This is a genomic window from Pseudomonas sp. LBUM1649, assembly GCF_059716155.1.
Genome location: NZ_CP166807.1, coordinates 4,206,768 through 4,233,168 on the forward strand (window position 1 = coordinate 4,206,768; position 26,401 = coordinate 4,233,168).

Consider the following 26,401-nt stretch of genomic DNA (forward strand, 5'->3'; position numbering starts at 1 on the left):
AAACGCTCTGCGTGGGAATGCAGCCCGTGACGCTCCGCGTCACTGGACGCGGAGCGTCCCTTGAGGCATTCCCACGCAGAGCGTGGGAACGATCGGCGCTACACTGAAGAGTGTCGGCAGCCCTATGGGAATCGCCTATGAAAATCTCCGCAAAACTGGCGTTTTTTGCCATCGTCTCTACCCTCGCTTACCTCTGGCTGGCGATTTGGGGGCTGGGCGGCATGGCGGCGTTTTTCTCCCATGCAGCCTTGGTGGTTGTTGCCCTGGCAACGCTGGTCATGACCATTGCTTCGCTGTTTACCGAGGTCAACCTAAGCTCCGGTGAACGCGAGGACCGAGCCAATCGCTGGGTGCTGCCAGCGTTCGGGGTGATCGGATTGTTGAGCGGTTTTTTCCCGGCCTACACCGACCGGATTGACTTCTGGACCTTCGGTGGCGAGGGCATGCGTTGGCTCGGGGCGCTGCTCTTCATCATCGGCGGCGTGCTGCGAATGTGGCCGGTGTTCGTGCTCGGCAAACGCTTCAGTGGACTGGTGGCGATTCAGCCGGGCCATAGCCTGGTAACCGATGGGATCTATCGCCGCTTGCGCAACCCCAGTTACCTGGGGATGTTGGTGATTGCCGTGGGTTGGGCGCTGGCCTTTCGTTCGGGGGTCGGGCTGCTCCTGGCCGCGCTGACCGTGATTCCGCTGATCGCGCGCATTCACGCCGAGGAAGCGCTGTTACGGGCGCAATTTGGTGGTGAATATGAGGCTTATTGCGCCCGGAGCTGGCGGTTGATTCCTAAAATCTACTAAGTCCCACATTAGATTGTGTTAAGTCGAATCACGCCGTCGGTGTCTACACGGGCCACAACTTCGTCATAACTTGCCACCGTGGCATGCGCCGTCACAATCGGCTGTTCATGCGTCGCCGTAACGATCAGCAAATCCGCCCCCGCCGCCTCGGCCGCAAGAATGCCTACCGTCGCATCCTCGAAAACCAGGCAATCCGATATCTCGACACCCAGCCGCTGCGCAGCCAATCGATAACCGGCCGGGTCGGGTTTACCGGCGGTGACGTCTTCGGCAGTGACCATCACATCCGGCTCGGGAATCCCCGCGGCTGCCATCCGCCGCAATGCCAGCGCCCTTGGTGCAGAGGTCACGATCGCCCATTGATGAGCGGGCAAAGACTGGAGAAAAGCCGCCGCGCCAGCCACCTCTTCAACGCCATCGACATCCTCGATTTCAGCTTCGGTGATCCACGCCGCTTCAGCCGCGGCATCGACGCCAGGCAACGCCAGGCGATTGATAGTGTCGATTGCGCGGGCGCCGTGAATAGTGGGCAGGAAGGTCTCGACATCGACACCATGGCGCCTGGCCCAGGTGGCCCAGACTCGCTCGGCGGCGGCAATCGAGGTGAGGATGGTGCCGTCCATGTCGAAGAGGAAGGCGCGGTAAGGGACATTGAAGACGGATGTGGGAGCAGGCAAAGGGCCCTTCCTATCAAGGATCAGCGGGATTCCTGCAATGTACACGATCAATGTAGGAGCTGCCGCAGGCTGCGATCTTTTGATTTGGCTTTTTAAAATCAAAGTCAAAAGATCGCAGCCTGCGGCAGCTCCTACAGGGTCCGACGAGACTTGAGGGCGCTGTCTACGCAATCAAGTAGCTGCCCCAGCGCCCAGGGTTTCTTGATGAACGACACCTCATGCCGAACCCCGGAGCTGGCCGGGGTTTCGAAGCCGGACATGATCATGATCGGTTTGTCCGGCCAACGATCACCGAACAGATTGGCCAGGTCCGCGCCGTTGAGCGTGCCCGGCATGGTGATGTCCGTAAGCAACATCCCGACTTCGGGCGCATGCCCCTGCAAATACACCGATGCTGCGTCCGCATTGGTCTGCGCTTGCACCACATAACCTTCGTCCTGAAGAATTTCACAGAGAAATTCCAGGATCAGCGGGTCGTCTTCAACCACCAGAATCAACCCGCCAGGAAGGTGTTCGCCCGCTGTCGATACTCGACTCATGACCTTGCCGCTCCCTGATCGCACCAATAAATACGCGGGCTCGAAATCCGCTACCTACAAGTATGAGCAGCGGCTTCTGCGGAAATTCATTTTTGATACAAACGGTCGACGAAATCGGTGTTTCTGAGGACGTTGCAATATTACCAAGCTATCAAATGTCATGGGGGCATGAGCTCAGGTCACACCCCGAATGAAGGTTTGCGTTACTGGGACATCGGGTCTTTTTTCATGGCGTCCTTGGACATGGCGTCTTTCTTCATGCCGTCCTTGCTCATTGCATCCTTGGACATGCTGTCTTTTTTCATCGTGTCCTTGGCCATGGCGTCCTTTTTCATTTCGTCTTTGTGCATGGCGTCCTTGGACATCGAGTCTTTGCTCATGCTGTCCTTGCTCATCGTATCGGCAGCAAAGACACTGGCGGCGCCGATGGCCAGGCACATGGACAGAACAACGGTGGTCAACTTTTTCATGATGAAACTCCTTGATGCATGGGGTGTGGACGAGGGGTATTGCCGGGACTTCATCAGCTGCCACCGAACCAGTTGTAGCCCTGGTCTTCCCAGTAGCCGCCGCTGTAGGTGTTGCTGACGAAAATCGCCTGGATGTGTTTGGGGTTCTTGTAGCCGAGCTTGGTGGGCATGCGCAGCTTCATCGGGAAGCCGTATTCGCGCGGCAGCACGGCGCCGTCATAGGTCAGTGTCAACAGGGTTTGCGCATGCAGTGCGGTGGCCATGTCGATGCTGGTGTAGTAATCGTCGGCGCACTTGAAGCCGATGTATTTGGCGTCGGTGTCGGCTCCGACCCGTTTGAGGAAATCGCTGAAGCGCACGCCACCCCAACGGCCGATCGCGCTCCAGCCTTCGACGCAGATATGCCGGGTGATCTGCTCGGTTTGCGCCATGGCGCGCAACTCTTCGAGGCGCCAACTGCGCTTGTCCGCCACCAGGCCGGTGACTTCCAGCCGGTAGCTCTGCTCCTCCACCGTCGGCGCCTCGTCGATGCCGTAGAAGGCATTGAACGGGAATGGCCGGGTGATCATCGACGCCGGATAGGTCGGCGCCATGGCATTGGGGTTGAATAGCCAGCCTTGCACCCGGTCGTTGAAGCGCGACATGGACGACAACGCGGTCTCGACGCTGTCGTTGTCGGTGAGGTTGCAACCGGACAACATGGCCACGCCGCCAAGTGTCAGGCCACGCAGCAGGAACGAGCGGCGTGAGCGGTCTTCGATCTGCGGGGCGAGGATTTTCCGGGCGTCGGTCAGGATGGACGACTCGTCCAGCCCGGAGCCTTGAATGCGCTTGTTCATACGTGCTCCTTGCGACCAACGATCATGGCCAGCAGCGTTTTTGGAACCAGTGCCACCATCACCAGGTGCACCGCGACAAATGCCACCAACAACGCCATCGCGATGAAGTGCACATGGCGCGCACCTTCGTAGCCCCACAGCAATTCACGCAACAGCGGGAACTGCACCGACTTCCACAGCACCAGCCCGGAGATCACCAGCAGCGTGATATCGACCATCACGAACAGGTACGCCACACGCTGCACCTGGTTGTAATGACTCAGGTCGGCATGCCCCAACCGGCCCCGCAACGCGGCCCACAGGTCCTGCAGCACACCTTTGGGGGAAACCGGGAAGAAGCGTCGTTTCAGGCGGCCACTGGCCAGGTTGATGATCAGGTAGCCGAGGCCGTTAAGCGCGAGAAACCACATCGCCGCGAAGTGCCATTGCAAGGCGCCGCCAAGCCAGCCGCCAAGGGTGATCGACTTGGGAAAGCTGAAATCGTAGAGCGGTGAGGCGTTGTAGATGCGCCAACCGCTGGTAACCATCACCAGCACCGCCAGGGCGTTCAGCCAATGGGTGAGCCGTAGCCAGCGTGGATGGCTGGCCTTGGGTGAAGCAGTTGACTGCGACATGTCCGGCTCCCGGTTGTTGTTCGTTGGAGCCGAGTATGGGGGCCGGAAGATCGCCAAATCCTCACGTAAAGTTAAATTAAACGTGATAACTCACCACAAATCTGTGGGCGCAATTATGGTTAAATGCCGCCCCCCCAGATTACCGACCCAGACCGATGAACCCTGAAGCCCTCGCCACCCTCCACGCGCATTTGTCGACCGCCCTGGCGGCCGCCCCCGCCGAAACCCGCCGCCTGTTCCACGGCCGCGGCCGCTGCTGGCCGGGGCTCGAACAACTGACCGTCGACTGGTTGCAGGGCGTGGTGCTGGTGTCGCTGTTCAAGGAACCGGAAACGGCGCAACTGGACGCTTTGAAGCAGCTGTTGCTGGACGTCACGCAGTCACCGGCATGGGCGCAATCCGGCGCGCATACCCTGCTGCTACAACATCGCTACCTGCTGCAAAGCACCACCGAATGGCTACTCGGGGACGTCATCGAGGAAATGACCATCACCGAGGGCGGTCTGAAATATCGGGTGGACCTGGGGCGCAAACAGAACACCGGGCTGTTCCTCGACATGCGCTATGGCCGCGACTGGGTGCGGACCAATGCCCAGGGCAAACGGGTGCTGAACCTGTTCGCCTACACCTGCGGCTTCTCGGTGGCGGCCATCGAAGGCGGCGCGACCCACGTGGTCAACCTGGACATGTCCAGCCCGGCCCTGAGCCGCGGTCGCGACAATCACCGGCTCAACGGACATGACCTCGGCAAGGTGACTTTCCTCGGCCACGACCTGTTCAAGTCCTGGGGCAAAGTCATCGGCAAGGGCCCGTACGATCTGGTCATCATCGACCCGCCGTCGTTTCAGAAAGGCAGTTTCCTGCTGACCAAGGACTACCAACGGGTGCTGCGTCGCCTGCCGGAACTGCTCAGCCCCCAAGGCACGGTGCTGGCCTGCATGAACGACCCTGCCTTCGGTGCGGACTTCCTCATCGACGGCGTGACCCGTGAAGCGCCAAGCCTGCGGTTTGAACAACGGCTGGACAATCCGCCGGAGTTTGCGGATGCCGATGTTGAGTGTGGGTTGAAGGCGTTGGTGTTTACCCTGGCGGATTGAGCACCAACGCAAACAATTCACCATGCCCGTTCACGTTGAGCTTGTGATAGAGATTGCGCCGATGCACCTTCACCGTCTCCGGGGAAATGCCCATTTGCTGGGCGATGGCCTTGCTGGAGAAGCCCTGGAGAATCAGGCGTGCGGTTTCGATTTCGCGGACCGACAGGCGAGCGTCGAAGCGATCGAGCAAGGTCGCCAGGTCCCCAGCTACAGCTTCGACAGCCGGGCCTTCCGGCGGGAGCAATTGCAGGTGCCGACGCATCGCGGCCAGCACCCAGTCGCGCACGCACAGCAAGCGGCCCTGCTCTTGCAGTGTGAAGCGGGTCGAGCGGCCCAGGGATAAACCGAGTACGGCGCCGTCAACGTTGAGCATGAACTGCAACTCGTCCCCACCCACCACCGTGCGGAAGTAGCTCAGGTAATACTCGCTCTGCTGGAACTGATCGGGCGCCACCGAATCGAGGCTGTGTAAGCCATCGGCGATGCCGGCGCATACGGCCAGGTAAAACGGATCGAGCAGGTACATGCCGGCGCTGTAGTCCGCCAGTTCTTCATGTTCGTCGCCGCTGTCCTTGGAGTCGAAATCGATCAGCAAGCGCGGCACCCTTCCCGGTTGCATCACTGCGACCAAGGCGTTGTCCAGCGGTACCAGCAAGCGCAGGGTGTCGACCAGCGCACGCCAGAACCCGTCCTGGCCCACCGCGCCAAATACCCGCGCCAATCCCTGGTGCAGCGGCAACTCTTTCAACAACGCGTCCACGCACTACCCCTTTCGAGTAACCCATGATGGGAATGGGTAACGGCCACCCCGGTCGATACGCTGCAAGCTCCTGATCATCACCGGCCTGCAGCAGGCCAGGAGTGCCGCATCATGAGTGGTCACCGCTCGTATTTCAATCTGGGGATGGGCGCCTGTCTGGTGGCCTCGCTGACTGCGGTTGCTGCCGATGGCCCAACTGTGCACGTGTACAACTGGTACGACTACATCGGCCCGAACACCCTGCATGACTTCAAGCGGGACACCGGTATCCAGCCGGTCTACGATACCTTTGACAGTGCCGAAGTCCTCGAAGGCAAACTGCTGACCAGCCGCAGCGGCTACGACGTAGTGGTGGCCAGCAACTTTAGTTTGCCGACCCTGATCAAGGCTGGTGCCCTCGCCCCTTTGCCTCACGCCCAAATGCCGGATTTCAAGAACATGGACACCGATCTGCTGGCGAAACTGGCCAGCAACGATCCGGGCAACCAGTACGCCGTGCCGTATCTGTGGGGCACCAACGGCATCGGCTACAACGTGGATAAGGTGCGCGCCGTGCTGGGCGACAAGGCCCCGGTGGACTCCTGGGACCTGGTGTTCAAGGAAGAAAACCTGGCCAAACTCGGCGAATGCGGCGTGGCGATGCTCGACTCGCCCTCGGAAATGCTGCCGGTCGCCCTGCACTACCTGGGCCTGCCGCCCAACAGCACCAACCCCGAGGACTACAAGAAGGCCGAAGCGCTGCTGCTCAAGCTGCGCCCGCATATCGCCTATTTCAATTCGTCGAAGTTCATCAGTGACCTGTCCAACGGCAACATCTGCGTCGCCGTGGGTTGGTCGGGCGCGATGCTCGAAGCCAAGGCCACCGCCGAGCAGGTCGGCAATGGCGTGAAGATTGCCTACAGCTTGCCCAAGGAAGGCGCGCCGGTGTGGTTCGACACGCTTGTATTACTCAAGGACGCACCGCATCCGCAACAGGGCCTGGCCTTCATCGATTACCTGATGCGCGCCGAAGTCATCGCCCCGGTCAGTAATCACCTCAACTACCCCAACGGCAACCGCAGCGCGACAGCGCTGGTGGCGGAAGCTACGCGCACCAACCCTGCTGTTTACCCGTCGGCCGAAGCCCTGGCCACGTTGTTCACCCTGCAACCCTTGCCACCGGCCACCGAGCGCGTGCGTACGCGGATCTGGAGCAAGGTCAAAAACGGGCAGTAAACCGGCGCAATCCCCTGTGGGAGTGGGCCTGTGGCGAGGGGATTTATCCCCGTAAGGCTGCGAAGCAGTCGCAAAGCCAGACAACTCGGTGTGCCTGAAGGAATGCTGGGGCCGCTTCGCGGCCCAACGGGGATAAATCCCCTCGCCACAGGCTCGCTCCCACAGGGAATGCGGTGCTCACAAAAGCATTTTTCCACCACGAATTTGAAGACGAGAGAAACCATGAAACCACGTGCCCGCGACCTCAACATCCAGTTCGGCCAACTGCAACCCGGCCCCCTCAACGCCATCACCGATGTACCCGGCGTGCGGGTCGGCCACAGCAATGTGCGCGGTCGCACCGCCAAGGGTCGCGATATCCTCACCGGGGTTACCGTGATCGAACCCCGTGCCGGTTCCACCAGCCAGCAACCGTGTTTTGCCGGGGTCCATGTGCTCAATGGCAACGGCGATGCGACGGGCCTTGAGTGGATTCGCGAGGCCGGTCTATTGACCAGCCCGATCGCCTTTACCAACACCCATAGCCTGGGCGTGGTGCGCGATGCATTGATCGTGCTGGACCGTGAGCAGCAACCGGACGACGGGCGGCTCTACTGGAACATGCCGGTGGTGCTGGAAACCTTCGACGGCTTGCTCAATGACATCAACGGCTTTCACGTTAACGTCGAGCATGTGGCCGAAGCCTTGCGCACGGCTGTGGGCGGCCCGGTAGCCGAAGGCAATGTCGGCGGCGGCAGCGGCATGATCTGTCACGAGTTCAAGGGCGGCATCGGCACCGCTTCGCGACGGTTGAACAATGCCCAGGGCGGCTGGACGGTTGGCGCGATTGTTCAGGCCAACCATGGCATCCGCAATGAGTTGCGCGTCGATGGCTACCCGGTCGGGCGCTACATGGAGCAGGTCGACTCACCGTTTCTCAAGGCTTCACTGCCGCATCCGGGCATGGGCTCGATCGTGGTGTGCCTGGCCACCGATGCGCCGTTGCTGCCGCACCAATGCACACGCCTGGCCCAGCGCGCCAGCCTAGGCCTGGCCCGCACCGGTGGCGGTAATGAAGACCACAGCGGCGACATCTTCATCGCTTTCGCCACCGGCAACCGGCATGTACCACCGGCGGCTTACGAGAGCAAAAAAGCGCCGACCTGTGACAACCTGAACATGGTCAACAACGATCACATCAGCGAATTGTTCCTGGCGGCGACCGAGGCCGTTGAAGAAGCCATCATCAACGCCTTGCTCGCCGCCGAAACGACCGAAGGTAACGGCCACGCGGTGCCGGGGCTGGATGCCGAAACGCTGCTCGAGGCCCTGAATCAGGCCGGTTGGCCCGGGGAACGCAATCGCAGAAGCTGACACTTGTGGGGGGATTCGACTAGTGGTACTTGAGACCGCCCCCCCATCTTCCTACGATGGAGTTGCGCAGCCGCTTGCTTGTCCAAGCCGTTGCGCAGGTGGTGAGTGCACTGAACCCCTATCAAGCTCACCGCCTGCTTCATGCGCATCTTGAGCCTCAATGGCTCCACTTCTCCCCATCAAAGAGCTTTGAGGCTCTTTTTTTAAATGCGCGAAAACCAGACACTGAAAAGCCCGGCACCTGGCCGGGCTTTGTGCATTCTGATACCACCGCAAATCCCCTGTAGGAGCGAGCCTGCTCGCGATGGCCGTTAACGATAGCGCTGGAAGCCTGACACCCCGCGGCGTGCTCAGGTTTTTCGCGAGCATGCTCGCTCCTACAAGGGGGCGTCATTGGTTTTCGAATGTGGCAATCGAGCGCCACGCCGCGTCGGCCAACAGATCCCGATACGCTTTCGGACTGCCCTTGGCCCGACCCGACAACCAGGCGCGGCAGTAGCTCTCGGCCTGGCCGATGATCAATGACGGCAGCAACTCTGGCGGATAACCGCGCAACACTTCGACCCGCTCCGAGGCGCCCAGCCACTCGAACAGCAGTTTGTTGCGCGCCTTGTTGCGCGTCACCAGTTCGTCCTTGAACGGACCTTTGGTGACGGCGAATCGAGCGTGATATTGAAAACGCGCCCACTCAGGCTGGCTATCGACCCAATCGACGTAGCTGTGCACCAACGCGTGAACGCCCGCCTGGGTGGTTTCGGCGTCGGCCAGGTAGCTGTCGCGCAGCTTGGCCTGATCGTCCAGCGCCGTGAAAAACAACGCCGCCACCAGCCCTTCCTTGTTGCCGAAGTGGTGGTAGATCGCGCCGACGCTGGTATCGCACTCGGCCCGAATCATCTCGATGGTGGTGGCCTCGATGCCCTGCTTGTTAAACAGTTTGAGGGACTTTCTGAAGATGTCGCGCTTGAGTTCGGCGCGGCGGCCGGGGTAACAGCGTTCGAGTAAATCGGCAGTTTCCATGCGGATGCAGTCCAAAAAAGTCCAAGGTTGAGGCTGATGCTAGGTTGACAGATTTCGCGCCGACAGAATACTGTTCCGTTACAGAACAATATTCTGTGACGGAACAACATTCTGCAAATTCGCCATCCAGGAGGTTTCAACCAATGAGTCAATTCCTCAGCATGTTCAGCAGTGCAGGCCCGCAAGCGTTCAGCAAAATGGCCTGCCAAGTGGCGCCCTACTTCTCTACCATCAATCCGCAGGTCACGGACCTGCGCAAAGGCTCCGCCACCGTCCAGGTGCCGTTCGCCCGGGAGATCACCAACCATTTGGGCACCGTGCATGCGATAGCGATGTGCAATGCGGCCGAGCTGGCGGCCGGGATGATGACCGACGTGTCCATTCCGAAAGGCGCACGCTGGATTCCCAAAGGCATGACGGTCGAATACTTGGCCAAGGCCAAAAGTGATGTGACGGCGGTGGCTGATGGCGAAGCGGTGGACTGGAGTTCGGAAGGCGACAAGATCGTGCCAGTGGACATTCACGATGTGGAAGGCAAGAAGGTGTTCACGGCGCGGATTACCATGAATGTGAAGCTGTCCTGATCACACGCGAACCAATGTGGGAGCAAGCTCGCTCCCACAGTTATTAGTCGCGTTTTTCCAATCGCTCGCGGACAAACTCATTGGCCTTGCGCGTCAACTGATCCAGATGCCGGTCTCGCTGCTTCTCCGCATCAAGCATCGCACGCTTGCCGTGCTTTTGCAGCAGGTAGGTATGAATCTGCCGCACCTCCAGCGAGCTATAGATCGGCGCCACATCCAGCAGCGCCATCAAGCCGTCGCTGCCGTGATCGCGGGTGTTCATCAGCACCTGGGTGGCGCGCACGCCCACCACCTGAAAGCCCATCGACTCAAAGTACGGCACCTTGGCCACTGCGCACGTCAGCTCGGCATGCGGATAACGACCGACCATCTCCCGCAGCATCCTGCGCGCAATCCCTTGTCGCCGATGACCGGCATCCACGGCCATATAGGCCACGCTGCACGCGTCGGGATCGTCCTTGACCGGCAGGTACAACAGGAAACCGACGACCTTGTCCAGATCGTCCAGATCCGTGGCGACGATCAATTCCACCTCAATCCCTTTCGCCCCGTTCAATGCCTCCAGGTACAGGTGCACCTCGTAGCCAATCGCGTACTGGTAGACGTTGTACAACAGGTTGCTCGGCGCGATGGCGACCATGCTGATGTCGGTCAGGTTGTCGACCACCATCTGCAGGATCTGACTGTTGACCGACTCAGGGCACGGGGTTTTGTAGTGGGTGATCTGGGGCATTGCTGGGATTGACTCCGGGGAATGGGCGCGGCTGCCTATCATAGCGTGCCGGACCGCGTTACTCGCCTGTCTTGATCGACTCATGAGCCACACGCATAACTCTATAGCCGAAAACCGCAAAAACATTTCCCTGACCACGCAGGTCAGTCATTGGATGAGAGCTGTAATCACCAATCAACCATAGGAAACGCACCGATGCTCGACGTGATGACGATTTCCCGACGAGAATTGCTGATAGTGGGCGTGGTAACAGCAGCGGCCATGATCCTGCCTCCGTTCATTTCTGCACAAGCATCGGCCGCCAACGCGGCGCTGCCGGTCAAAACCAAAGTGTCGATCTGGATCAACGGTGCGCAACAGACAATGGAACTCGACACCCGCACCACCCTGCTCGACCTGTTGCGCGAACACCTGCAGCTCACCGGCACCAAGAAGGGTTGCGACCACGGTCAATGCGGCGCCTGCACGGTGATTGTCGACGGTCGCCGCATCAATTCCTGCCTGACACTGGCGGTGATGCACGAAGGCTCGAAGGTCACCACCATTGAAGGGCTCGGAACGCCGGACAAGCTCCATCCGATGCAGGCGGCGTTCATCAAGCATGACGGCTATCAATGCGGCTATTGCACGCCGGGGCAGATCTGCTCGGCGGTCGCGGTGCTGGGGGAAATCCGCGATGGCATTCCCAGCCACGCCAGCCCGAGTCTCACCGAACCACCCAAGCTAATCGCCAGCGAACTCCAGGAGCGCATGAGCGGCAACATCTGCCGCTGCGGTGCGTACTCCAACATTATCGAAGCGATCACCGAAGTCGCGGAGACCAGCGCATGAGGCCCTTTACCTATTTACGCGCCCAGTCGCCGGCCGAAGCCGCCTCGCTCTCCGCGCAGGTCCATGGCTCGCGCTTCATCGCTGGCGGCACCAATCTGTTGGACCTGATGAAGCTGGACATCGAGACGCCGACGCAACTTATCGACGTAAACGACCTGGCTCTGGACCGCATCGAAGACATGCCAGAAGGTGGTTTGAGAATCGGTGCGTTGGTCAGGAACACCGACCTCGCCGCCGACGCGCGCATCCGCAAGGATTACGGGGTGCTCTCCCGCGCCCTCCTCGCCGGCGCTTCCGGACAGCTGCGTAACATGGCCACGACCGCCGGCAACCTGCTGCAACGCACGCGCTGCCCGTACTTCTATGACACCCATCAGGCCTGCAACAAGCGCCAGCCCGGCAGTGGCTGCGCCGCCATTGGCGGATTCAGTCGGCAGTTGGGCATTATCGGTGTCAGCGATGCCTGCATTGCCACCCATCCCAGCGACATGGCCGTGGCAATGCGCGCGCTCGATGCCCAGGTCGAAACGGTTCGACCCGACGGCACGACACGCGTCATTGCCATCGCCGACCTGCATCGATTGCCCGGCAATACGCCGAACATCGAAACCGCCTTGGCGCCGCACGAGCTGATTACCGCCGTGACCTTGCCAGCGCCGATTGGCGGCACGCACATTTACCAGAAAGTTCGTGACCGCGCCTCTTACGCATTCGCCCTTGTCTCGGTGGCCGCGGTGATCCAGCAGGACGGTTCCGGTCGCATTGCCCTCGGCGGCGTCGCGCACAAACCGTGGCGCGTAGAAACCGCTGAAACAGCGATGGCCAAAGGCGCAAAAGCGCTCGCCGAACAGTTACTGGCCGGCGCCACACCCACCCATGAAAACGCCTTCAAACTGACGCTGGTCGAGCGCACGCTCGCTCTAGTGATGGCGCAAGCGAGGGCCCAGGCATGAAATTCGACACCCCGGCCACCACCAACCCCATCGACCAAGGCAAGGTCATCGGCCACGCCACCACGCGCATCGAAGGGCCGCTGAAAACCACAGGGCAGTCGCGTTACGCCTACGAACAGCATGACGCCGTGCCAAACCAGGCCTATGGCGTGGTGGTCGGTTCGGCCATTGCCAAGGGCCGCATTGCTTCGATGAACCTGGAGCCGGCACAGTCGGCGCCAGGGGTGATCGCCATCGTCACCGCCGCGAATGCCGGCAAGCTCGGCAAAGGCAAATACAACACCGCCAAGCTGCTCGGTGGGCCGGACATTCAGCACTACCACCAGGCCGTGGCCTTGGTGGTAGCAGAAACCTTCGAACAGGCACGCGCCGCCGCAGAACGGCTGGACATTACCTACACCAGCACGGATGGGGCGTTCGATCTCGCCAGCTCCCGCGGCTCGGCGGTGGAACCCAAGGAGCAGATGGCGGACACCCTGCATGGGGATTTTGCAACGGCGTTCGCGGCGGCACCGGTGCAACTGGACGCAACCTACACCACGCCCGATCAGGCCCACGCGATGATGGAGCCCATGGCCTCGATGGCCGCTTGGGAAGGTGACCGCCTGACCCTGTGGACGTCGAACCAGATGATTGATTGGTCCGTCACCGACCTGGCGACCACCCTCGGTATACCGAAGAAAAATGTGCGCCTGATCTCGCCGTACATCGGCGGAGGATTCGGCGGCAAATTGTTCATCCGCGCCGACGCAGTCCTTGCAGCCCTGGGGGCGCGCATGGCCGGCAGGCCGGTGAAAGTGGCGCTGGCACGGCCACTGATCTTCAATAATTGCACCCACCGCCCGGCGACTATTCAACGCATCCGCATCGGCGCCGGCAGCGACGGCAAGATCATCGCCATGGCGCACGAAGGCTGGTCCGGCGACTTGCCCGGCGGCAAGGTGGAACTCGCCGCGCAACCGAGCAAACTGCTGTACGCCGGGGAAAACCGTCGGGTGGCCATGCGCCTGTCGACACTCGACTTGCCGGAAGGCAACGCCATGCGTGCACCGGGCGAAACGCCGGGAATGATGGCGCTGGAAATTGCCATGGACGAGATGGCGGAGAAGCTGAAACTCGACCCGGTAGAGTTTCGAATCATCAATGACACCCAGGTCGATCCCACGAAACCGGATCGGCCTTTTTCCCAGCGCCATTTGGTCGAATGCCTGCGCACCGGGGCCGATCGTTTTGGCTGGAGCCAACGGCATGCGCAACCGGCCTCACAGCGCGAGGGCCGCTGGCTGATCGGCATGGGGGTCGGTGTCGCCTTTCGCAATAACCTGCTGGTGAAGTCCGGGGCCCGTGTTCGCTTGAATGATCAGGGAATCGTAACCGTGGAAACCGACATGACCGATATCGGCACCGGCAGCTACACGATCATTGCCCAGACGGCGGCGGAAATGCTGGGCGTCAGCCTCGACAACGTGGTCGTGCGCTTGGGCGATTCGAGCTTTCCCGTTTCGGCAGGCTCGGGTGGGCAGTTCGGCGGCAACTGCTCGACGGCGGGGGTGTATGCCGCCTGCGTCAAACTTCGTGAGGCCGTTGCGCAACGTCTGGGGGTGAAGGTCAACGAGGCGGTATTCACCGATGGCGAGGTACGCGCGGCAGGCAAAAGCATGCCGTTGCGCAATGCGGCGCAGACGGGTGAAATCGTCGCCGAGGACAGCATCGAATTCGGCGAGCTGAGCAAGAAGTACCAGCAATCGACCTTCGGCGCGCACTTTGTCGAAGTCGCGGTCGACAGCGCCACCGGGGAAACCCGCGTGCGCCGGATGCTGGCGGTGTGCGCAGCCGGGCGTATTCTCAATCCGACCTCGGCACGCAGCCAGGTGATTGGCGCGATGACCATGGGTGTCGGCGCGGCGCTGATGGAAGACCTGGTCGTGGACAAGCGCCTGGGCTTTTTCGTCAATCATGACCTGGCCGGGTACGAGGTGCCGGTGCATGCCGACATCCCCCACCAAGAGGTGATCTTCCTCGATGAAACCGACCCGATTTCCTCGCCGATGAAAGCCAAGGGCGTTGGCGAGCTGGGTATTTGCGGCGTCAGTGCGGCCATCGCCAACGCGGTGTACAACGCGACCGGGATTCGGGTGCGCGACTACCCGATCACGCTGGACAAGATGCTGGATAAATTGCCACCGATGATTTAAGCGCTAAGATCAGGTCAGACCCATGAGGGAGCGTCATGAATGCTGCGGGAAAACGCCAATGACCTGCTTGCCTTCCTCGCGGTGGCGCGGGAGCGAAGCTTTACCAAAGCGGCCGGCAAGCTCGGGGTTTCCCAGTCGGCGCTGAGCCATACCATTCGTGCCCTCGAAAGCAGATTGGGTTTGCGCCTGCTGACGCGCACGACCCGCAGCGTATCGCCGACCGAAGCCGGCCGACACTTGCTGGAAACCATAGGCCCGCACTTCGAGGAAATCGAAATCGGCTTGGCGGCGCTGAGCAACCTGCGCGACACACCCGCCGGCAATATCCGCATCAATGCGATGGACCACGCACTGGAGTTCATCCTGTGGCCAGTGCTCAAACCCTTCCTGGCACAGTATCCGGATATCTCGGTGGAAGTCTGCTGTGACTACGGCTTTGTCGACATCGCCGCCCAGGGTTTCGACGCCGGGGTGCGCCTCGGCGAGGACGTGGCGCAAGGTATGATCGCCACGCGCATCGGGCCGGACATGCGCATGGCGGTGGTGGGTTCGCCGGCGTTTGCATTGTTGCTGGAGGCACTGCGGTATCGGGGGTGATGTTGAATGTACCGGCCTGCTCGTGAAGGCGACACTCGGTCTTTCAGACAAACCACAGCGACCAACCCTTTGCTTGCTGCAAAACCGCTGATTGTACCTTTGATCGTTTAAATCCGGCTCAGAAGGAAATCTTGACCTCCACCCACAAACCCGTTGGGTGATAGTCCAGAACAGCTCGTTTTTTTTCTGCGGTTGGGTGTGTCATGAACGTTGCCGTTTCATCGGCGATCACACTGTCACCGATCACAACGCGTTTTTGGGTCCTGTCCTTCAAGGCTTGATAAAGCTCGGGATACGGCATGTTCCATTCGTTGTCCTGAGCGACTTGCGTGACCACCGGAATCATCGCCACCAACCTGCCGTCGGTCATTTTCTCCAGCCCCAACTGCCGCAGTGTGGCGTTGTGGCTGCAATGGTGGCCGACTTTGTACAAGGTCACACGTGCGAGGATGTCATCGACGGTCAATGCACCGCCCTGCTGCGGATCCGGAGTTCGCGGATAGGTCTGCTCGGCCCACGAGAGCCAGTTACCTACCTGAGCGTCACCTGGAAACAGCAGGATCTGCCCGTCCGGAAGTTCAAAGGCCAGCACCAGGCTGGTGTTGTTGGTGTCGGAGTCCATCTTCAACGCCATCGTCTCGGCGGATGAGTACCATTCGTCATCGATTTGTCGCGACGCCGATGCGGGGTCGAAGTACAGCTTCTGGGTAATGGTACGGTCCTTTGGATTTTGCAGTTTCACCTCGGCCAGTGGCCGATGATGGGGACTCGCAAATGGGAGGTCAGCATTATCAATACAAGCGTCATCGAGTTGTTTGAGGTGAAGACTGATCGCGTGTGCATCCTCCTCATTGCTCAGGTACACCTCTTTGTTCGCGCCCCGGGCGGGCGAATCCTTGCGCAAATACTTCTGGTCCCTGGGTGGCCCCAGGACGTAGGCCTTGAGCCCGTCAATGGTTGTCGGACTGACGACATCGCCCGGTTCCAGATAACGGGTTCGAGCCGATGTGGCTTTTTCCTTGAGCATGCGCAACGTGCTGGCACCGGTCGGACGCCCTTCCTCGCCCAGGAACGCACTGAGTTCCAGAATGGTCTTTATGCGAAAGTTACTGCCCTTCAGTGCGGCCATTTTTGAATGGTTAGCCAGCGCCGACAGCGCTTGCCTGGTTTTGTCGAAACGCTCGCGCAACGCGTTTGCCGTGGGATCATTGGGACTCTCCGTCCAGGCAAGCCAGAACTCACGGATCTCGAAACTGCTCTGGAAGCACTCCCGCTCATACAGGAACCCCGACAGGTGATCGTGGTGCTCATGGGTCACCACCAGCAGATCAAGTTTACCGCCTGTGGTTTCCAGAAGATCACGGACAATCTCAGTCATCCGGTCTTTGGCATTCTTGACGCCCTGCAATACGCCACAGTCGATCAGGATGTATTTGACCGCGGCTGCGTCCAACTCATGGCGCAGCAAAAAACAGTCACCCAGAATGCCGCGATACATGCGCACCGACACCGACCCTGATGGGGTACTTGTACTCATGGCCTCAGACTCCACGATGGGTCATGGCGAACGGATTATCCTGAGTGTTTGCGCCACGGTAGGTCAGCGCCAGACTGCCAAAGCCCGTCTCGAGAAAGCAGCGCTGAAACTCGAGCCGATCGTTGTCATTGATGCGCTTGCATATGACATAACGCACCTGGCCATCACGCAGATCAATGATCAGCGTCGCACCGCCGCGGAACTGGAAGTCGCTGGCCGGAGGTGTCGCTGTCCTGACCAGGTCCTGCTGATCCTGAGTGGCTTGCACCTTGGGATCGAGGAAACCATGGCGTTTTTGCGTGACTTCGATCACCAGCTGACGCAAATCCTGGCCGTCAGGCCCTGCACGACGGCAGGTACGCACCGAATGTACCTCGACCGCAGGCCGACTGACGTCCCCTCCAAGGAAGAGACTGCCGGCAATGTAGTCTTTTGTGCGATGGGTATTGAACACCACACCCAGTGCATCGGCCCAACCGGAATCCGAGTTGCAGACCTTCATAATCCAATGCCAGACGATCTTGCGATTACTCTCGGCCTGGCGAAAGCCTTTGTGCCGTTGATATTGCGGTGTGATATCAAGCGCATCCTCCCCTTTCGCCGCATGCAGCAGTTCAGTGGCCGCCAGCGCACCCCGAGGCGATTCCCACAACAGGCTGTCCGGTGCCAGTGACAGGCATTTTTCGGGCAGAATGCCGCGACGTCGGAATGCCTGAATCATCGCCAGGCGATACTGCATCGGATCGTCCGGAATCAGGTCGCTGTCAGCGGTGATGATTCCACGCAAGAACTCACCAAACCTCACATCCACGGGTGGCAAGTAGTCCAGTGCACGAATGCACATGCGCAAGACATGGTCCGCCGATTTGGTCGCTTCGCGGGTTAAACGTTGAACCAGTTCCGGTGGCAGGCGACTGCCTGTGCGCCCCGCCCCATCGGCCAGGCGCAAGAGATCGGCCGAGCGTTGCTCATAGATACTGATAAAGGCGTCGAAGACCGCGGCAACCAGGATTGCACCGCGTGCGTGTGGCTCGCTTGTCCTGGACAACAGGGTCGGGTCGGGCAACTGCTGGTTGTCCTTGTCATCGATGGCCTCGCGCAACGCAGCATAGCGTCCCGTGGCTTCACCGAACTGCCGGGCCAGGCCGCTCATCCAGGAGCGTTGGTTGAGGCTGCCGCCATTGCCGGCAACATGCTGGGACACTGCCTCCGGCAACATGAAATGCATCATCAGGGCGACGATGTCAGCAAACGCCTCATGAAACGCCAGGCTATCGGCACTGGTCGCTTCACTGTAGCGACGGTGCAAACCATCGAGAATGGCGTGGGTGGTTTCGTGGGCGATGATGTCGTGGGACAACGCCGTGAACACCCAGCTGCCCGGAAGATTGACGCCGGGATCGGTCATGGACGCCTTGAAGTAACCGAACAACAAAGCCTTTTTTTCTTTGCTGTAATAAGCATTGGCTTCGCGTAGCGCATGAGGATAAATGCGCAGTTTGCGCACCTGCTGGTAAGAGCCGGACCGTTCATCCCACTGCGGGCACCAATACACCTTGCGCCCCAGCGCCCGCTCGAACAGCTTCACCGTTTTCATCGCCACGGCAAACACCATCTGCTGATGAAAGCGTGGGTCACCCTCCGAAGGCGTGAGTCCGTCCTGCGCCAGCAAATGACGATCATTGAGATCCACCGGGTCGTAAAACTGCCCACTGCTCGGATCGATGTCTATGACTTCAAAATACTCGTTGACCGGGCCGGGTTTCACCCTGGCTTCCCACCGCTCTTCCCAGGGAATCTGAATGGTCGCGTGGCTGATGCGAGCCGTATCAAGCTGCGTGGAGGCCTGCGGGTCAAATGCATAAACCCTCAGTTTACGCATGGCGGGTGGTGGGTAGTCGGTCATATGCCCTCCCTTTGCAGCAATCCTCATGGCGGTACACGCTAAAGAAGTTCCGGGGCGTAGGCCAATAGTCGTGCTTTAACCAGAGCCGCACCGTGGCGAGTCAAGACGTCCATCTCTTCGGCAGACAACCGGCGCAGATTCGTATCAATGGCGGACGCAAACGCCGCGTCGCCCTGCTGCGCTTGACCTTCTTTACTGTCGATCGAAAACCACATTGGCTTGGGTCCCTTCCCTGACAGAAAACGATATTGCAGTCGGTCAAACTCCAGACCACGTATTTGCTCCATCATGATGTCCAGCGCCGCCTTGAGCACGATGGCACCAGACTCCGTCGGCTGGCTGCTGTTTACAAACGGCTTTCCACCGTCGCTGACAATGACGTAGTCCAACTCATTCTTCTCGCGCACTAACGGGTTGATCCCCATGTTGTCGTAGACGCCACCGTCGGTCAGTGTCACGTACTCAACGATGTCTTTGGGGTCGAATGGTTGGGAGTCGAGCCTTAAGGGAGGGAACACCGGCGGAAAGGCGGATGAAGCCGCAACAGCGTTGCAGATAGGGAAATCGAGTGCCGAGGCTTCCCCGAGGTCATGATCGCCCATCACGCATTCCTTACCACCGCCGACAACGAAGAAAAACATGTTGCCGGTCGCAAGATTGGTGGCATTCAAATAAATACGAGGGCCATTGCCCAGTGCCGACAGCTTTTTCGCCTTGAACAGGTCCTTATCGTAAGACTCGGCCAGTTTCTCAAGTCGAGACTCGAAGGGATCAAGAGCCCCCACGATAAATGACGACACCGCGATTGAACGAGTTCGCAAGTAAGTATCGAGCAATTCGAGTTTGTTTGCAGAGCCCCAGTTCAAGGCAACCGTGGCCCCCGCGATACTGCCGCCGCTCACGCAACTCAACAGGTCGATTTTGTCGAGAAGTCCATTGCGTTTCAGCTCCTGCATAACACCCAAATGAAAGGCGGCAGCTCGGAACCCGCCTCCCGACATGGCCAGGCCGATGCGTTTGGTTTCACCGTTTATCACGATTGACATGATCAGCTCCCTTGATTCGAGAACCCATGAGTGTAAGAAAATCGAGAGAATCAAACGCTCAACTTTGAAACGAAAAAAAATAAACACCACCGCAAATACTAGCTGAGCCCTCAATATCAACAAGCAAGGCAAAAGTAATTAACAGACCGCGCCTTATTTCAATTAAGTAGATAAGTCATTTATCGCCCAACCAACTTTTTCAACCAGCATCAATCAACAAACAACACCTTCAGTGCTCCGGCGCAACCATTCGGAAACGTATGTCGATGTCGTCGGAAACCACGCTGTCAGCCCACTCGCCAGCACCGATATTGAAGTCACTGCGTTTGAGTACCAACTCGCCATCGAATATGCCGATGGCGCGCTCCGATTTCAGGAGCACCGACACCGTGACCTCCAGGGTTTGCCCCCTGAGCGAGAGGTTGCCGGAGATCTGATAGCGGTTGTTGCCCAGGTCTTTGATGCGGGTCGACTCGAAGATCGCCACTGGATAAGTGTCAGTATCGAACCAGGCAGGCTTTTGCAGTTCCTCGTTGGCATCGCTGCTGCCGGCATCGATGCTGGCGAGTTCGATGGTCAATTTGGCGCGGGCGGCCTCGGGGCGGTTTGTATCGAAATCGAGGATGCCCTCGAACTTGCTGAATGTGCCATACACCCGCGACCCCATCTGGTTATAGGTGAAGCTGATGGTACTGGCGGTGGGATTCACGGTGGTGTATTCGACCGCATCAGCGCAGAGACAAAAGCCAAGCGCCAGGAGGGCAGTCAATGCGGTAAAGCGCAGAGATCGAGGGCTCATGGAACTCTCCGGGCCAAGCCCCTCTCATGGGTTGAAGGGCGCGCAAGCCAGCAGTAGATGGACTAAAGCAAACAACCGCCGCTTGTTCCAGCCGGCGGACGGACTTCATCCAGCGCTGCTGCCATCGATCGTCACAGATCGAATAGATCCGCCTGCACACTGCCATCATCACCTTTTCTATGGTCGGCGGGCGCGTCATACACTACCAGCAGCGAAGGCCCGGGCAAATCGGCCATTGAAAAAAGGGATAGACCTTCCGCGTGGTCATTCGCCTGGCCAAAGGGAACATCCAGAACCTTCTCGAGGTCCTGACTGAATACCACGCTGTCGCCGCTCGTGTGCACGCCATCAGGCCAGCGAGTCACTGTAACGGGGCCATCGAGATCCATGGTAGGGCCGGCCAGAATCAGTAAATCATCCCCCTGCACGCACAAGTCGCGCACACCCAAGCCGCCCAACTGGATGAAGTGCTTGAGATAGGGACGAGCATCCTGACCGATTTTTCCCAGCTTCAGCCTGCAGGGATCGGCCTTGTCCACAACCGGTTCGATCTCCAGGATAATGGCCCAGCCTCTGAGTACAGGCCCCCGCAAACCAATGAAAAGCCGTGAGCCGGCCACGGCCAGGCCTTCAATATCGAAACCGTTGTCCTTACCGGGAACCGCAAAAAAATCCCTCAGGTGCACATCATGCTTAAGCGATTCGGTCAGTGCATTCCACGATTCCTGGCCGTCCAGTTGAGCAGCGGCTCTCTGCAGGCACGCAGTCTGTCGCACTAGACTCCAGACGCCGTCTTGTTCCACAACCGGAATACGCGCCAACAAATAACGATTGCCGTCGCTACTCACTTTGCCCAGTCCCTCGATATTCCTGGCGCTGCTTTTCTTCTCATCGGCCTGTTTGCGCTTGAGACTGTGGGAACCGATCAACCAGAGATACCCCTCCTTTTCATCATGGGCCAACCCCTCTATGTCAGCCTCCTCGAACTTTTGCGGCGACGTCGGTGGCACAGGCAGGTACAACAAATCGTTCAGAGCAAACCGTCGATGATCTGCAAAAACCAATTCATCCTCAGTGGACCGACCTTGATAGGTTAGACGCTCCAGACTCAAGGTTTCATCATTGGCCAGCCAAAGGGTCGACCCCGTCTGCAATACCGTTGATAGTCCATCCCTGATTTTCTTTTCGAAAGAATCGATTTGACCGTTAAATTGAAGTAACACTGTTCTCTTGCGTTTCATGCGATCCACCTAAGAATGAATAACCGAACGCGAAGAATGGCTGCGTCGAACCAAAAACGTCTGGTAATACGCAAACGCATCCCGACCTACCCACGCTCACGCTGCCACGCCCGTGCCAACAGATCCATGACTTCTTTATCCGACGTCTGGGAAAAATCCATGTACCAATGACCGATCGACATGAACCAATCGGGCATGATCGGACACACCAACTCATCCACCTCACTGCGCAACGCCTCGACCGTTTCAACCGGCGCCACCGGCACCGCCACCACAATGCGCGCCGGCGCCTGCAAACGCACCGCCCGCACCGCCGCCAGCATCGAAGCCCCTGTCGCCAACCCGTCGTCGATCAGAATCACCACCTGATCCTTGAGCTGCATCGGCGCCCGCGTGCCTCGGTAAACCTGCTCACGGCGCAACAGCTCACGGGTTTCCCGGGCGACTACGGCCTCAAACGCGGATTTTTCAATGGGGTGAGCCCGAAGCGCCCGCTCATTGCGAATTTGAATATCGCCACTGGCAATGGCGCCCATGGCGTACTCCGGGTGAGACGGAACACCCAGCTTGCGCACCAGCAGCAGGTCCAGGCGCACGCCGAGCGCCGTGGCCACTTCATAGGCCACCGGCACCCCGCCCCGGGGCAAGGCCAGGACGATCACATCGGCGCGATGGGCATAAGGGAGCAGCGGCTCCACCAGGCGGCGACCGGCGGCGGCACGGTCCTGCAGGATGGTTTGCGATGAGTGATTCATTTGAAAACCTCCCCAGGCGATCAACGCCTGTCGGTTCGCATCACATCATCAATTGTCGGTTCGACGGGGGCTGTCAGCAAGCCCGAACACAAGGACAGTGCTCAGCCCCAATTCCCTGTGGGAGCGGGCTCGCGATGAACGCCAACGATAACGCGGGGTACCTGACACCCCGCGGTACTTGTAGGAGCAAGCTTGCTCGCGATGGAGGCCAACGATAACGTGGGCTATCTGACACCCCGCGGCGTTCTCAGGTTTTTCGCGAGCATGCTCGCTCCTTGTATGTTGACCTTGATTCCATGAGAGAGGTTACGCTCAAGGATTCATTCAACAGCAAGTACGTTTCTGGGGGAGGCCGATCGCTCCTGAAGGCAGGATTTGCTCCTGACCTTGTCTGTAGAGAGGCCCCCCCGCCTCATTGCCCACCACGAAGAGTATCGAGAAGCCGACAAGTCGGACTTCGCATTACAAGGTTGCAGTGGCATGAAGTTCGAGGTCGGGGGAACCAGGTGCAATCTTACCTAAAGCCAAGGAAGTGAAAAGCAATGAATGCGCATGTCGGCATAGATATCAGTGCTCGCAGTTCAGCCATGGGATGGCGGCAGAACGGCAAAGCAGCAGGCAATGGAGACATTCTGCACACGCCCAAAGGTCGCAAGGCCGCTGTGGAAAAGCTGCTACGTCTCAAGCCGCTGAGCGTTGTCATGGAGGCTACCGGTATTTACTACCTGGATCTTGCGATGGAATTGCACGCCGCCGGCTTGCCGGTCTCGGTGATCAACCCCAAAAGCTTCCACAACTTTGCCAAGCTGATGTTGCAAAACAGCAAGACTGACCAGATCGATGCCCAACTGCTGGCCGAATACGGCGAGCGTATGGGGCCTAGGCTGTGGGTCCCGCCCACTGCGGAACAGATGATGCTGCGTGCGATTGGTCGCCACATCAACCGACTGATTGGCCATCGGACGCGAGCCAAGAACGAGCTGCATGCGCTACAAGCGACAGAAACGAGCATCGCACTGCTGATCGAGGATGAGAAAGACGCGATAAGCGCGTTGGACGCTCGAATCGATCGATTAAAACAGGCTGCGCGCGACGCCATCGCCAAATGCCCTGATCTGAGCCTGCAATTTCGCTGCATGATGGCGGCGCCCGGCGTTGGAGAGGCCTCGGCCATCGCCGCACTGGCTGAGCTGACGACCCTTCCAGTGACGCTTAAATCGGCACAGGTAAGCCGCTATGCAGGCCTGGATGTCAGACTGACCCAGTCAGGCACCAGCGTGAACCGGCCAGGACGAATGTCCAAGTGCGGTAATGCTTACTTGCGTGCAGCGATGTTCATGCCGGCGATGACGGCAATCCGTTGTGATGAGAATGTGAAGGCCTTCTACGAGGCACTGGTAGCGCGCGGCAAGAAGAAAATGCAGGCCATCGGCGCGGTCATGCGCAAATACCTAACCGGGTTATGGGCATGCATGCGCTCTGGAGAAGAATTTAATACGGCCAAGCTTTTTAGCAAAAAACATCTCGCGAAAGCTTGACCGTGAACAGAGTATCTACAGGGCGGCCCGCCGCGAGGGGGCAAGAAAGATCAAAAGCCAAAGCAACAGCAAAAGCGAGGCGGCCGACCGGCCTGCCTGATCTCAGGTGAACGCGTTCCCCTGTAGGAGCTGCCGAAGGCTGCGATCTTGGCGTCCGACCAACCATCACACCCCTAAAACAAACACAAAACTACCTACACCAACCGCTCAATCTTCTGATGCTGCCACACCAGCTTGTAGTACAAAGTCTGCAACGCCAGCATCCCCAGATACGCCACCGGAAAAGCCATCCACACCCCTTGCAACCCAAACCGCGCGTCCAACAAATACGCCACCGGCAACTGCACGCCCACCACGCAGACAATCGAGATCGCGACCGGCACCATCACCGTGCCGCTGGCGCGCATGATGCCGCCGATGATTGCCTGGAAGCCAAACACCAACAGGCTCCAGAGCATGATGTGCAACAAGTGCTCGGCCATGCTGCGCGTCGCGTCTTCAGTGAGGAACGAGCCCAGCAACCAGTGCGACAGCAAATACCCCAACACCACCAACCCACCGGTCAAACACACGTTGATCATCAGCCCCGTACGCAGGATCGGCCCGATACGCTCGAGGCGCCCTGCCCCTATCGCCTGCGCGCCGAGAATCGACGCCGTGATCGCAATCGACAGCGCCGGGAACTGCACGTAATTGACGATCTGCGTCACCGCGCCATACGCCGCCGTCGCCTGGGAACCGTGCTGGTTCACCAGCGCCAGAATCACCAGCTCCGACAGCGACAACACCACCATCTGCAACCCGGTCGGCAAGCCAATGCGCAACACCTTGCCGAGGATCGCCATGTCCAGCTTCATCGCCGCGAAAAACTCCCGGTCCGGCGCCAACGGATGCCCCTTGCGAATCAAGCGCCACGCCAGCCACCCCATCGCCGCCAGGTTGCCCGCCAACCCGGCAAACGCCGCACTCTGAATCCCCATCGGCGGCAACCCCAACCAGCCGCGAATCAACGCCGGCGTCAGTGCCAAGCCGATGCAGGTCGACACCACCAGCGCCAACAACGGCGACAACGTATCACTCACCCCGCGCAACAACTGCGTGAACAACACGAACACCAACAGCGTCGGCATGAACCACAACATCACATGCGCATAGGCCACCGCATCGTCCAGCACATCCCCCGGCGTTCCCAACCCCACCAACGAAGACCGCGCAAACACACTCCCCACCACCGCCGCCACCAACCCGATCAACAGCCCCAACAACAAAGTCGACCCGGCGATGGCCTTGACCGAATGCGTCTCCCGCGCACCCCATGCTTGCCCGATTAACACACCAGCGCCGGCGCCGAGGCCGATGACCAGGGCGATGAAGAAGAACACGATGGGGAACATGCCCGACACGGCGGCCAGGGCCTGGGTGCCGAGCATTTGGCCGATGTAGATGCTGTTGACGGTGCCGGACATGGATTGGAGGAAATTGGAGAGGACCATGGGGGCGAGGAACAGCAGGTAGGTTTTCCAGAGGGAGTGTTGGGATTGGGTTGGGGTTTGCATTGGGTAGAGGTCCATCTCGACGGCGGGCGTGTTAGTTGAGGATAGCTTCGGCGGCTGAAACCAACGGGCGATGAACATCTCAGGTCTGTGTTTAGATTTCCAGCAAAGTGGTGTGAACGGTCTGAGATTTCATCATCACGGGTCCTACATAAAGTTCGGAATGCCTCACCTACCGCGTTGATCCCATGCGGTTTATAGTCAGCCTCGTCGCCCAAATGGCGATTCAGGTTTGGCGACCTGATCACAGAGAATGCGAAGGCTATCCGCTTCATTGCAGGTATCATCGCACCCGCAAAGCCGCTGTAATGGCGGCTGTGCGCGGGAGGCCTTCGGGTCTGCCGGTTTTCTCTGTGCCGGTTCGCCAACCTGCGCACAGCTGCCACCCATTCGTTTGGCGACGACTGGGTGACGGCCTGGAGCCAATCAAACAGAGATCTTCAAATGAATCGATATATGCCCCTCACCGGAATCGACCTGATCCCGGCCTCCCTGCTCATCGACACCCAAGCCCCACTCGACGTCCTGCAAGCCATGGCGGATTACCGCATTCGCACGGTGACGCAGGTACTTGAGAACATCGCCTTTCGCGCCGAGATTGGTTGCGACACGGTGGTGTTGTCGGACTTTTCCAAGCTGCTGGCGATTCCATTGCGCGATGGTTGTGACTTGATGGATGTAATTGGGCGGCGCTTGCGGGCGCAGGCGGCGGAGTAAATGAAAACGGGCGCCAAGGCGCCCGCTTCTTGTTAACC

The 26,401-nt window shown here is 59.4% G+C and carries 25 protein-coding genes and 1 pseudogene; 11 read left to right on the top strand and 15 right to left on the bottom strand.

What is annotated here, in order from left to right; all coding sequences use genetic code 11:
- Positions 1–137 precede the first annotated feature (137 nt).
- Positions 138–797 carry a methyltransferase family protein gene (locus tag ACA058_RS19420; RefSeq protein ID WP_497635473.1) on the top strand — a complete coding sequence of 220 codons (660 nt, stop codon included), beginning with the start codon at positions 138–140 and terminating at the stop codon, positions 795–797.
- Between the two features lie 8 nt (positions 798–805).
- Here the strand turns inward: ACA058_RS19420 and ACA058_RS19425 are convergent, their stop codons facing one another.
- From ACA058_RS19425 to ACA058_RS19445, 5 genes are all read right to left on the bottom strand, one after another.
- Positions 806–1,474 carry an HAD-IA family hydrolase gene (locus ACA058_RS19425; RefSeq protein WP_497635474.1) on the bottom strand — a complete coding sequence of 223 codons (669 nt, stop codon included), beginning with the start codon at positions 1,472–1,474 and terminating at the stop codon, positions 806–808.
- Between the two features lie 131 nt (positions 1,475–1,605).
- A complete protein-coding gene (locus tag ACA058_RS19430) occupies positions 1,606–2,013 on the bottom strand; it encodes a response regulator (RefSeq protein ID WP_497635475.1) in 408 nt (135 codons plus the stop codon).
- Positions 2,014–2,216: 203 nt separating this feature from the next.
- On the bottom strand, positions 2,217–2,483 hold the full coding sequence (locus tag ACA058_RS19435; RefSeq protein WP_497635476.1) for a pentapeptide MXKDX repeat protein: 267 nt from the start codon (positions 2,481–2,483) through the stop codon (positions 2,217–2,219).
- Positions 2,484–2,536: 53 nt separating this feature from the next.
- Positions 2,537–3,322, bottom strand: a complete 786-nt coding sequence (locus tag ACA058_RS19440; RefSeq protein ID WP_497635477.1) for a molybdopterin-dependent oxidoreductase — start codon at positions 3,320–3,322, stop codon at positions 2,537–2,539.
- Complete coding sequence (locus ACA058_RS19445) at positions 3,319–3,936, bottom strand: cytochrome b/b6 domain-containing protein (protein ID WP_497635478.1); 618 nt, start codon at positions 3,934–3,936, stop codon at positions 3,319–3,321. Before ACA058_RS19445 ends, ACA058_RS19440 begins: the two co-directional genes overlap by 4 nt.
- A 155-nt stretch (positions 3,937–4,091) precedes the next feature.
- On the opposite strand from ACA058_RS19445, the gene ACA058_RS19450 reads away from it, so the two are divergent.
- Positions 4,092–5,033: a class I SAM-dependent methyltransferase gene (locus tag ACA058_RS19450; protein WP_497635479.1), complete on the top strand. Its 942-nt coding sequence runs from the start codon at positions 4,092–4,094 to the stop codon at positions 5,031–5,033.
- On the opposite strand, the gene ACA058_RS19455 is transcribed toward ACA058_RS19450, so the two are convergent.
- On the bottom strand, positions 5,017–5,793 hold the full coding sequence (locus ACA058_RS19455; RefSeq protein ID WP_497635480.1) for a helix-turn-helix transcriptional regulator: 777 nt from the start codon (positions 5,791–5,793) through the stop codon (positions 5,017–5,019). The two genes, ACA058_RS19450 and ACA058_RS19455, sit on opposite strands and share 17 nt — an antisense overlap.
- A gap of 111 nt (positions 5,794–5,904) precedes the next feature.
- On the opposite strand from ACA058_RS19455, the gene ACA058_RS19460 reads away from it, so the two are divergent.
- Positions 5,905–7,008: a polyamine ABC transporter substrate-binding protein gene (locus tag ACA058_RS19460; protein WP_497635481.1), complete on the top strand. Its 1,104-nt coding sequence runs from the start codon at positions 5,905–5,907 to the stop codon at positions 7,006–7,008.
- Positions 7,009–7,230: 222 nt separating this feature from the next.
- Positions 7,231–8,361: a DmpA family aminopeptidase gene (locus ACA058_RS19465; protein ID WP_497635482.1), complete on the top strand. Its 1,131-nt coding sequence runs from the start codon at positions 7,231–7,233 to the stop codon at positions 8,359–8,361.
- A gap of 390 nt (positions 8,362–8,751) precedes the next feature.
- On the opposite strand, the gene ACA058_RS19470 is transcribed toward ACA058_RS19465, so the two are convergent.
- The gene (locus ACA058_RS19470; protein ID WP_497635483.1) at positions 8,752–9,378 is read right to left on the bottom strand and encodes a TetR/AcrR family transcriptional regulator; all 627 of its coding nucleotides are present in this window, start codon (positions 9,376–9,378) and stop codon (positions 8,752–8,754) included.
- A 143-nt stretch (positions 9,379–9,521) separates the two neighbouring features.
- On the opposite strand from ACA058_RS19470, the gene ACA058_RS19475 reads away from it, so the two are divergent.
- Entirely contained in the window at positions 9,522–9,962 is a 441-nt protein-coding gene (locus ACA058_RS19475; protein WP_497635484.1) for a hotdog fold domain-containing protein, read from the top strand.
- A gap of 43 nt (positions 9,963–10,005) precedes the next feature.
- Here the strand turns inward: ACA058_RS19475 and ACA058_RS19480 are convergent, their stop codons facing one another.
- Entirely contained in the window at positions 10,006–10,695 is a 690-nt protein-coding gene (locus ACA058_RS19480; RefSeq protein ID WP_497635485.1) for a GNAT family N-acetyltransferase, read from the bottom strand.
- Between the two features lie 207 nt (positions 10,696–10,902).
- Between ACA058_RS19480 and paoA the strand changes: the two genes are divergently transcribed.
- The 4 genes and pseudogenes from paoA to ACA058_RS19500 form a co-directional block, all read left to right on the top strand.
- The gene (gene paoA, locus ACA058_RS19485; RefSeq protein ID WP_497639966.1) at positions 10,903–11,526 is read left to right on the top strand and encodes an aldehyde dehydrogenase iron-sulfur subunit PaoA; all 624 of its coding nucleotides are present in this window, start codon (positions 10,903–10,905) and stop codon (positions 11,524–11,526) included.
- The gene (locus ACA058_RS19490; protein WP_497635486.1) at positions 11,523–12,479 is read left to right on the top strand and encodes an FAD binding domain-containing protein; all 957 of its coding nucleotides are present in this window, start codon (positions 11,523–11,525) and stop codon (positions 12,477–12,479) included. The genes paoA and ACA058_RS19490 overlap by 4 nt, the downstream gene beginning before the upstream one ends.
- Positions 12,476–14,674 (top strand): aldehyde oxidoreductase molybdenum-binding subunit PaoC, encoded by a 2,199-nt coding sequence (gene paoC, locus ACA058_RS19495; protein ID WP_497635487.1) that lies wholly within the window; start codon positions 12,476–12,478, stop codon positions 14,672–14,674. The genes ACA058_RS19490 and paoC overlap by 4 nt, the downstream gene beginning before the upstream one ends.
- Positions 14,675–14,713: 39 nt before the next feature.
- Positions 14,714–15,235 (top strand): annotated as a pseudogene (locus ACA058_RS19500) (LysR family transcriptional regulator); the annotation flags it as partial.
- Between the two features lie 154 nt (positions 15,236–15,389).
- Here the strand turns inward: ACA058_RS19500 and ACA058_RS19505 are convergent.
- The 6 genes from ACA058_RS19505 to ACA058_RS19530 all read right to left on the bottom strand — a co-directional run bounded on the left by ACA058_RS19505 (position 15,390) and on the right by ACA058_RS19530 (position 22,555).
- Positions 15,390–16,808 carry a ComEC/Rec2 family competence protein gene (locus ACA058_RS19505; RefSeq protein WP_497635488.1) on the bottom strand — a complete coding sequence of 473 codons (1,419 nt, stop codon included), beginning with the start codon at positions 16,806–16,808 and terminating at the stop codon, positions 15,390–15,392.
- A 4-nt stretch (positions 16,809–16,812) separates the two neighbouring features.
- A complete protein-coding gene (locus ACA058_RS19510) occupies positions 16,813–18,714 on the bottom strand; it encodes a hypothetical protein (protein WP_497635489.1) in 1,902 nt (633 codons plus the stop codon).
- Between the two features lie 38 nt (positions 18,715–18,752).
- The gene (locus ACA058_RS19515) at positions 18,753–19,760 is read right to left on the bottom strand and encodes a patatin-like phospholipase family protein (RefSeq protein ID WP_497635490.1); all 1,008 of its coding nucleotides are present in this window, start codon (positions 19,758–19,760) and stop codon (positions 18,753–18,755) included.
- Positions 19,761–19,989: 229 nt separating this feature from the next.
- Entirely contained in the window at positions 19,990–20,559 is a 570-nt protein-coding gene (locus tag ACA058_RS19520) for a YceI family protein (protein ID WP_497635491.1), read from the bottom strand.
- A gap of 131 nt (positions 20,560–20,690) precedes the next feature.
- The gene (locus ACA058_RS19525; RefSeq protein ID WP_497635492.1) at positions 20,691–21,800 is read right to left on the bottom strand and encodes a DUF3616 domain-containing protein; all 1,110 of its coding nucleotides are present in this window, start codon (positions 21,798–21,800) and stop codon (positions 20,691–20,693) included.
- A gap of 86 nt (positions 21,801–21,886) precedes the next feature.
- Complete coding sequence (locus ACA058_RS19530; RefSeq protein ID WP_497635493.1) at positions 21,887–22,555, bottom strand: phosphoribosyltransferase; 669 nt, start codon at positions 22,553–22,555, stop codon at positions 21,887–21,889.
- A gap of 542 nt (positions 22,556–23,097) precedes the next feature.
- Between ACA058_RS19530 and ACA058_RS19535 the strand changes: the two genes are divergently transcribed.
- Positions 23,098–24,093 carry an IS110 family RNA-guided transposase gene (locus tag ACA058_RS19535; RefSeq protein ID WP_497634894.1) on the top strand — a complete coding sequence of 332 codons (996 nt, stop codon included), beginning with the start codon at positions 23,098–23,100 and terminating at the stop codon, positions 24,091–24,093.
- Positions 24,094–24,287: 194 nt separating this feature from the next.
- Here ACA058_RS19535 and ACA058_RS19540 read toward each other — a convergent pair whose 3' ends face one another.
- On the bottom strand, positions 24,288–25,649 hold the full coding sequence (locus ACA058_RS19540) for an MATE family efflux transporter (RefSeq protein WP_497635494.1): 1,362 nt from the start codon (positions 25,647–25,649) through the stop codon (positions 24,288–24,290).
- Between the two features lie 441 nt (positions 25,650–26,090).
- On the opposite strand from ACA058_RS19540, the gene ACA058_RS19545 reads away from it, so the two are divergent.
- On the top strand, positions 26,091–26,363 hold the full coding sequence (locus ACA058_RS19545) for a hypothetical protein (protein ID WP_129442062.1): 273 nt from the start codon (positions 26,091–26,093) through the stop codon (positions 26,361–26,363).
- Positions 26,364–26,401 lie beyond the last annotated feature (38 nt).